We start from the raw sequence: 7,773 nt of genomic DNA on the forward strand, positions 1-7,773 counted from the left end.
CTATATTGAAAACGCTAAAAGATCTGTCGGGTTTAAATAAATAAAAAAAAGACTGTCTTAAGAGACAGTCTTTTTCCTTTTTTGAGAGATCCGATTTTTAATTTAATTTATTAAACGTATCGGTATAATTTCCTGTAATCGTTACATTGTTTCCTTTGGTAACCGAACCGTAGATCGTGATTGAAGATCCGCTACCTACGAATTCTAATGTCGCACCACTATTTAATACAAGGTTACCGTAAATTACTACACTACCTTCTACTTTAAGTTTTGCGTTACTGTTAATGTTTAATGACTGATAAGGATTATTCGCCTGACCTTGCGCCAAAGTTCCTTTCATATAGAACACACCACCACTGTTAATGTTCAATCCTTGCGATACCGCCATTGAACCACAGAAAGTAAGGTTTGCATTTACGTTAACACCTTGTACAGAAGCCGAACCTTTATATTTTAGGTCTTGTCCTGAGTTAACATTTAACCACTGGTCACCTGGATAATTCGGGAAGCTTGTACAATCGATTGAACTCACCGGAGCAGCAATCATCTTGATGATTTTCAGACCACCATTACCATTTGCTACGAAAATATAGTCTCCAGAACTTTTTACATAGTTTGCAGAACCGTTAGGCGTAGAAGCATTTAAAGCCAATGAACCTAAAAGTGATAATGATCCGGAAGTATTATAGATATATAAACCGGCAGCACCATTTGCAACGAATGCTTTATTGTTGTTAACCGATACCGCATTGGTAACGATATCCTGTTGATTAGCACCTGCAACATTAGTAGGTACTGCAATCGTTTGTGATTTAGCACCACTAGTAAGATTATATACTCCTAAACCATTGTATCCTTCTGATACTAACACGCGGCTATCGGAGAAATCGATTGTTCTTTTAGCATCGGCTACGTCCTGAGATGTTGCGAAAGATGTTTGTAAAGCGAATGTATTTTGATCATACACTTTTACCCCTTGCGTACCACTCAACACAACAATTTTATTGTTTACACTTCCTAAAGCTCTTAAATCCGCAACCGGGATTGAAGCCTCAAAAGTATTGTTTGCTTTGTTATAACGTACCAATTCTCCATTATATCCGGAAACCGCATAATATTTAGAGCTGGTTGCGAAGATATCCATCGTTACATTTCCTAAAATGCTTGTTGATGCATAGTTATTGGTTAACAATCCGTTTTGTAATGGCATTTTTGCTACAAAAGCAGGGCTCGTTGTACCAGAATTTGCATTAGCGCCAGAAGCACCTGCAATATATAAGAATCCGTCATTATACGAAATCGCGCTAATGTCGCTGTTCGGGAAAATCGCCTGAACCACTAACTGCGGATTGTTCGGATTTGAAATATTGATCACATCAATAGCTCCTAAATAGGTATCTCCTTCTGTATTATACGAAACATACGCATAAACACCGTTGATATCCACGTGTGTAGCTTTTAAAACTTTTCCGTTGTAAGAAGGCGGATTTACTTCGGCTACTAAAGCTAATGGAAAATCGCTTCCGGCAGCAGTTGCCATTTTACCTTCTCCGTTGGTTAACTCTAAAACTCCGGAGTTCGAAAAACTGATTCGCTGATTTAAAGCGTTAATGTCTGAATTTAAGATAACTTTATCAGCATCTCCGTTAGGATTTACACCGTTCGTATCGTCAGACTGACATCCAATTACAGTAGCAAAAAGGGCCAAAACGGCAATCCCTGTTAATTTATTTAATTTCATAGTTAATTTATTTGGGACAAAACTAAGACTTTTTTAAGCCAATTCATGTTAAAAAAAAGAGTTGTTTATCGTAAAAAAAAGCGCGACACCGAAAAATTTCCCGGTGTCGCGTAAATTTATATGTAAAAAAATCTTATTGTGCGCTTACGTCAACTGTTGTTTCTGCAGCGATTTTTTTATAGGTTCCATTTGTCAGTTTTTCGCGAATCGCTTCGAAAGCACGTAACGTCTCTTCGATATCCTGTAAGGTATGCGAAGCTGTCGGAATCATACGTAATAAGATAATCCCTTTCGGGATTACCGGATACACTACGATCGACAGGAATATTCCGTAATTTTCACGTAAATCGTTTACCATCACCATCGCTTCCGGAATACTTCCTTCCAGATAAACCGGTGTTACACAGGTATTGGTATCGCCAATATTAAACCCTTTTGATTTTAAACCGTTTTGTAGTGCATTTACATTTTCCCACAATTTGTCTTTCAATTCGGGCATGGAACGCAACATATCCAAACGTTTTAAAGCACCAACCGTCATAATCATCGGTAACGATTTTGCAAACATCTGAGAACGTAAATTGTACTTCAGGTAATCGATAATGTCTTTATCAGCCGCTACAAACGCTCCGATACTAGCCATCGATTTGGCAAAAGTCGAGAAATACACATCGATACCGTCCTGACATCCCTGCTCTTCTCCTGCTCCTGCTCCGGTTTTACCCAGTGTTCCGAATCCGTGTGCATCGTCTACCAATAAACGGAAATTATATTTTTCCTTTAAAGCTACGATTTCTTTTAGTTTTCCCTGTTGTCCTCGCATTCCGAAAACACCTTCGGTAATCACCAGAATTCCACCACCGTTTTCCGTTGCCATTTTAGTAGCACGCTCCAGGTTTTTTTCCAGACTGGCTACATCGTTGTGTTTATAGGTAAATCGTTTCCCCATATGCAAACGTACCCCATCGATGATACATGCATGTGAATCCACATCATAAACGATCACGTCATTTTTAGTCACCAAAGCATCAATAATAGACACCATTCCCTGATAACCAAAATTCAGCAGGTAGGCTGCTTCTTTTTGTACAAAAGCCGCCAATTCATTTTGCAATTGCTCGTGGATGGTGGTATGTCCACTCATCATCCGCGCGCCCATCGGGTAAGCCGCACCGTAGTCTAAAGCTGCTTGTGCATCTACTTTACGAACTTCCGGGTGGTTTGCCAATCCTAAATAATCGTTGATACTCCAGTTTAAAATTTCTTTTCCGTGAAATTGCATTCTAGGTCCTAATTGTCCTTCCAATTTCGGAAATACATAATATCCTTCAGCCTGAGAAGCCCATTTTCCCAAAGGACCTTTATTACTTTGAATTCTTTCGAATAAATCTTTTACCATACTATTCTATGTTAAGTATATTAAAAACGTGCCAAAAGTAGTTATTTATTATATGCCATCATAATAATTTGGGATTGTTTTATGGCGGTATCCGGTTTTTATAAAAAATAAACAGAGCCGGGAAAACCCGACTCTGTTAGCACCTAATTTATAACATATACTTGAGGGTGTATGTTCAGAATTCAAAAATGACACAATAACTTCCCAACAGGAGTATTAGTGCAATAATTACTCCGGCAAAGCCAATTTTTATAGCCTTATCCCGATCGTGTATCATTCCGTTTACGACTATTAGTCCGGAACAGACAAAGAGGAAAACAAGCAGGAGTAACAATACTAATTGTCCTAAACTCATCTATTATTGTCTTACATTGAAATAATGATGAATTCACTTCTGCGGTTTAGCTGGTGTTCTGCTTCGGAACACGGCACGCCATCGGCACATTTGTTCAGCAGTTGTGTCTCACCATAGCCTTTCCCGGTTAAACGGGAAGGATCAATGCCTTGTTTCACCATCCATGCAATGGTTGATTTTGCCCTTCTATCGGACAAACGTTCATTATATTGATGTGTCTGGCGACTATCGGTATGCGAACGTACATCGATTTTCATTTTCGGATAGTCTTTCATCACTTCTACAATCTTCGCCAGGTCTACCGCGGCATCCGGACGGATATTCCATTTATCCAGATCGAAATAGATGATTTTGATTCCGAATGTTTTCGCTAAATCATCACCTGTTTGTACCGGTTTAACGGTTTTATCCAAGGCAACCGGTAAGTTGGTAGTTCCCGACGTTTCCGGAATGATCACACTAATTTCGCGGGTATTGTAGGCCGGTAATTCCGCTTTTACAAAATATTTGCGTTTACAATCCACTTCTCCGAAATTGTAATTTCCGTTGGCATCCGTCGTGATCGTTTTTATCACTTTAAAGTTTTCGTCAAACAAAGTAACCGTAGCATTTTGCAAAGGCGTACCGGTTTCCGAATCGGTTACTACGCCAGCCAACAACTGTTCGCAGGCATATTGCAACGGTATGTTTTCGATAAACGTATAAATATCATCCGCTCCTTGTCCGCCATCGCGGTTTGAGGTCAGGAATCCTTTTTTGGTAGACGTATTGATCAAGAAAGCAAAATCATCTTTCGGACTATTCGCCGGCGCACCGATATTCATTACCTTTTTATAGGTACCATCGTTAGCCGGTTTCGATACAAAAACATCCAGTCCGCCCAAACCTAAATGGCCGTCGGAAGCGAAATACAATTCGTTATTTTCCGACACAAACGGAAAGGTTTCCCGACCTGGCGTATTGATGGTTGGTCCCAGATTTTGTGGTGTCCCAAAACTTCCATCGGTTTTAATTTCGACTTTAAAGATATCCGATTGTCCTAAGGTTCCCGGCATATTCGAAACAAAATACAGTGTTTTTTCATCCGGACTTAAAGCCGGGTGTGCCACACTATAACTGTCGCTATTAAACGGTAACTCCGTTACATTTGTCCACTTTCCGTCTTTTAACGTCGCTCTGTAAACTTTTAGCAAGGTTGTTTTCGCATTATCTTTACCTTTCTTTCCGTTGTTAAAGTTATTACGGGTAAAGTACATGGTATTCCCATCTTTGGTAAAAACCGGTGTGGCTTCGTGAAAACGGGTATTGATTTCCCTCGCGAAACGTTCCGGCTGTGACAACGAACCGTCCTGATTGATCGTTACCGCATACATATTGGTAAACGATTCTCCGGTCCAGGTGTGTACTCTTTTACTAAATACACCAGAGGTATCCCGAGCCGAGACAAATACCATTTTATCACCGGAAAAAGCACTTCCGTAATCGGAATATTGTGAATTGATTCCGGCATTATCGATCGTAAATCGTCCTGAATTTCGTTTAATCACTTCCAGATAATCCGTTTGATTCTGGTACATTTTTCCACGGACATCACTGGCGTTTTTTTCATGGAATTTTGCCAACATCCGATTCGCTTTTTCATAATCGCCAACCGATTTTAGCGATTGCGCATAGCGGTAATAATATTCCGCTTCCACATCCTGCGACAGTGCAAATAATTCGCCATACCATTTTGCAGCCTGATCCAATTTCCCGTTAAAATAATAGGAATCGCCCAGTTTTTCCAATACTTCAACTGACTTATAGCCTTTGTCGGCTATTTTTTCGTAGGTTTTAATCGCATCGATATAGGCATAATTATCATATTCCTTATTCGCTGTTTTTATTTTCCCGTTTTGTGAATAGACTCCGGTCGAAACCAACATCATCAAACCGAATTGCAATACTATTTTTTTCATAATCCTTTTATTAATTAGAAGAATCTCGGAGACGTTATTCTGTTATTTCTGTTAAACAATTCGAATCTCAGGAAAATTTCATGCGATCCTGAATTATAGTCAGCCAGTTTTGTGGTTTCCATATCGTAAGCATATCCGGCAAACAAACCGTTTGTAATCTGAAATCCAACCATCGCACTGCAAGCCGCATCCCAACGGTAGGCCAATCCGGCGGTAAATTTCTCATACAACAGGAAATTGGCCGACAAGTCTACCTGTAACGGCGCTCCTTTTACCACTTTGGTTAGTAAAGCCGGTTTGAATTTTACATCGGAACCCAATTCGAACACATGTCCGGCGATCAGGTAGTAATGCATATTCTCTTTGGCTGTCGATTGCGAACTTTTGTCGTAATGTTTGGTTTCCAAAAAATTCGGCACCGAAATTCCTACATAGGTTTTATCGGAATGCAAGTAAATTCCGGCACCGAAATTGGGAGAAAACTTATTATCGATATTGTTCTGAAAACGCGGATCCGACCAATCGTAAACATTCAGTTTGGTAAAGTCGACATTTAATAAATGTGCCGTGGCTTTTAAACCGAAAGACAATTTAAAGCGTTCGGATGTATTAATGGTATATGAAAAATCTGCTGAAATCGCATTTTCATCCGCCGGCCCGATTCTGTCATTTACAAACGACAAACCCAATCCGAGATTACTATTATTAAGTGGTGTATTTAGCGACACGGCATTTGTTACCGGCGCACCTTCCAATCCAACCCATTGTGTACGGTGTAATCCGAAAATACTCATCACGCCACGGGAACCAGCATAGGCCGGGTTGACATTAATGGTATTGTACATATATTGGGTATACTGAGCATCCTGCTGGGCAAATCCACCGATACCGGTTAACAGTAAAACGAAAAGTATAAATTTTGTTCTCATTTTTATTTTGTTTTATAAACCCGGGGTACTTATTTCCCCCGGGATTTCATTTATCTATTACTATACAGGTATCCGTTTTTCTCATGTGTCGCCCCATCGGCTGTGGTATACTTCAGGATGTAGAAGTACGTTCCGTCCGGTAATGGTTCGGACGAACTGATCGTCGCTCTTCCGTCTGAGTATCCTTTGAATACTTTATCGTTGTTGTTGTATCCTTTGGTTTCGAATACCTGAACACCCCAACGGTTAAAGATCAATACTTCGTTATTCGGATAACATTCGATACCGGCGATATATAAGATATCGTTGCTTCCATCTCCGTTTGGAGAAATCGCATTGAACACATTAATCGTACAGCCGTCTACTTTTATTACGGTCGGATTATTACCTACCAGGTCATGATCATCCGAACTGTCGGTTACAACCTCTCCCTGTGGACTCGTTCCGTTTACAAAAGCCTGATTGCTTACTGAACCGGCGATAATATCCGCCTGAGTGATCACATAAACCGCAGTAAACGTCGTACTATCACTTGCTCCTACTGCCAGGTTAATCGGTCCACCGCTTACCACCACACCTGGTAGCGGATCGATAACCATTACATTCGACAAGCTTGTATTTCCGGTATTGGTAACCGTAAAGCTGTAGGTTATCGTTTCACCGGCCTGAGCAATACCATCATGGTTGTTATCGTTAAACACACCTGTTTTGATCAATGCAATACTTGGTGTCTGAATTAACGGTGTTACGGTGCAATCCGGACACGCTGGATCTACCAACGGATCGTTCGGATCGATAGGTGTCGGATCTTCCGAATCCTCTACTACCGTACTTCCATCCGGAGCCGTACCTTCCACAAATGCCAGGTTGTAAACCGCTCCTTCATCGATATCCGCCTGTGTGATTGTATATAGCGCTGTAAACGTTGTGTTGTTTGTCATACCCGGCTCCAGACTGCTTAAAGGTCCTCCGGTTACTGTTACAATCGGATCGCTGATTGTGATGTTTGTGATCGTTACATTACCGGTGTTAGTCACTGTAAACGTATAGGCAATTGTATCACCAACGTTTACAATTCCATCGCCATTGGTATCCTGATATATACCGTCTTTATAAAATGCCAGTTGTGGATTTTGAGGCAATATCGTTACCGTTGGCGTATCGTTTGTTGTACTGGTTCCGGATGTATCCTGAACCGGATTTCCTTGTGGTGATGTACCACTTGCGATAGCCGTATTACTAATTTGTCCGTTGTTGATGTCGGATTGTGTTAGCGTATACGTAGCCGTAGCCGTTCCGATAGCGCCCGGTGCTAATGTAGCCGGCGTTACCGCAAGGTTCGTTACACCTAATAACGCATCGTTGATCACTAATCCATTAACCGTTACGTT

General features: G+C 40.8%; 5 protein-coding genes. All 5 read right to left on the bottom strand.

What is annotated here, in order from left to right; translation table 11 throughout:
* Nucleotides 1-97: 97 nt before the first annotated feature.
* The gene (locus Q1R07_RS01500) at nucleotides 98-1,741 is read right to left on the bottom strand and encodes a hypothetical protein (RefSeq protein ID WP_300485252.1); all 1,644 of its coding nucleotides are present in this window, start codon (nucleotides 1,739-1,741) and stop codon (nucleotides 98-100) included.
* Between the two features lie 133 nt (nucleotides 1,742-1,874).
* Nucleotides 1,875-3,140 carry a pyridoxal phosphate-dependent aminotransferase family protein gene (locus Q1R07_RS01505; protein WP_300485254.1) on the bottom strand — a complete coding sequence of 422 codons (1,266 nt, stop codon included), beginning with the start codon at nucleotides 3,138-3,140 and terminating at the stop codon, nucleotides 1,875-1,877.
* A gap of 366 nt (nucleotides 3,141-3,506) precedes the next feature.
* Nucleotides 3,507-5,453, bottom strand: a complete 1,947-nt coding sequence (locus Q1R07_RS01510; protein ID WP_300485257.1) for an OmpA family protein — start codon at nucleotides 5,451-5,453, stop codon at nucleotides 3,507-3,509.
* Nucleotides 5,454-5,467: 14 nt separating this feature from the next.
* Nucleotides 5,468-6,382 (bottom strand): type IX secretion system membrane protein PorP/SprF, encoded by a 915-nt coding sequence (locus Q1R07_RS01515; RefSeq protein WP_300485258.1) that lies wholly within the window; start codon nucleotides 6,380-6,382, stop codon nucleotides 5,468-5,470.
* A 50-nt stretch (nucleotides 6,383-6,432) separates the two neighbouring features.
* A partial coding sequence (locus Q1R07_RS01520; protein ID WP_300485259.1) for a gliding motility-associated C-terminal domain-containing protein occupies nucleotides 6,433-7,773 on the bottom strand: 1,341 nt, incomplete at its 5' end.

Source organism: Flavobacterium sp. (assembly GCF_030146175.1).
Lineage (GTDB): Bacteria > Bacteroidota > Bacteroidia > Flavobacteriales > Flavobacteriaceae > Flavobacterium.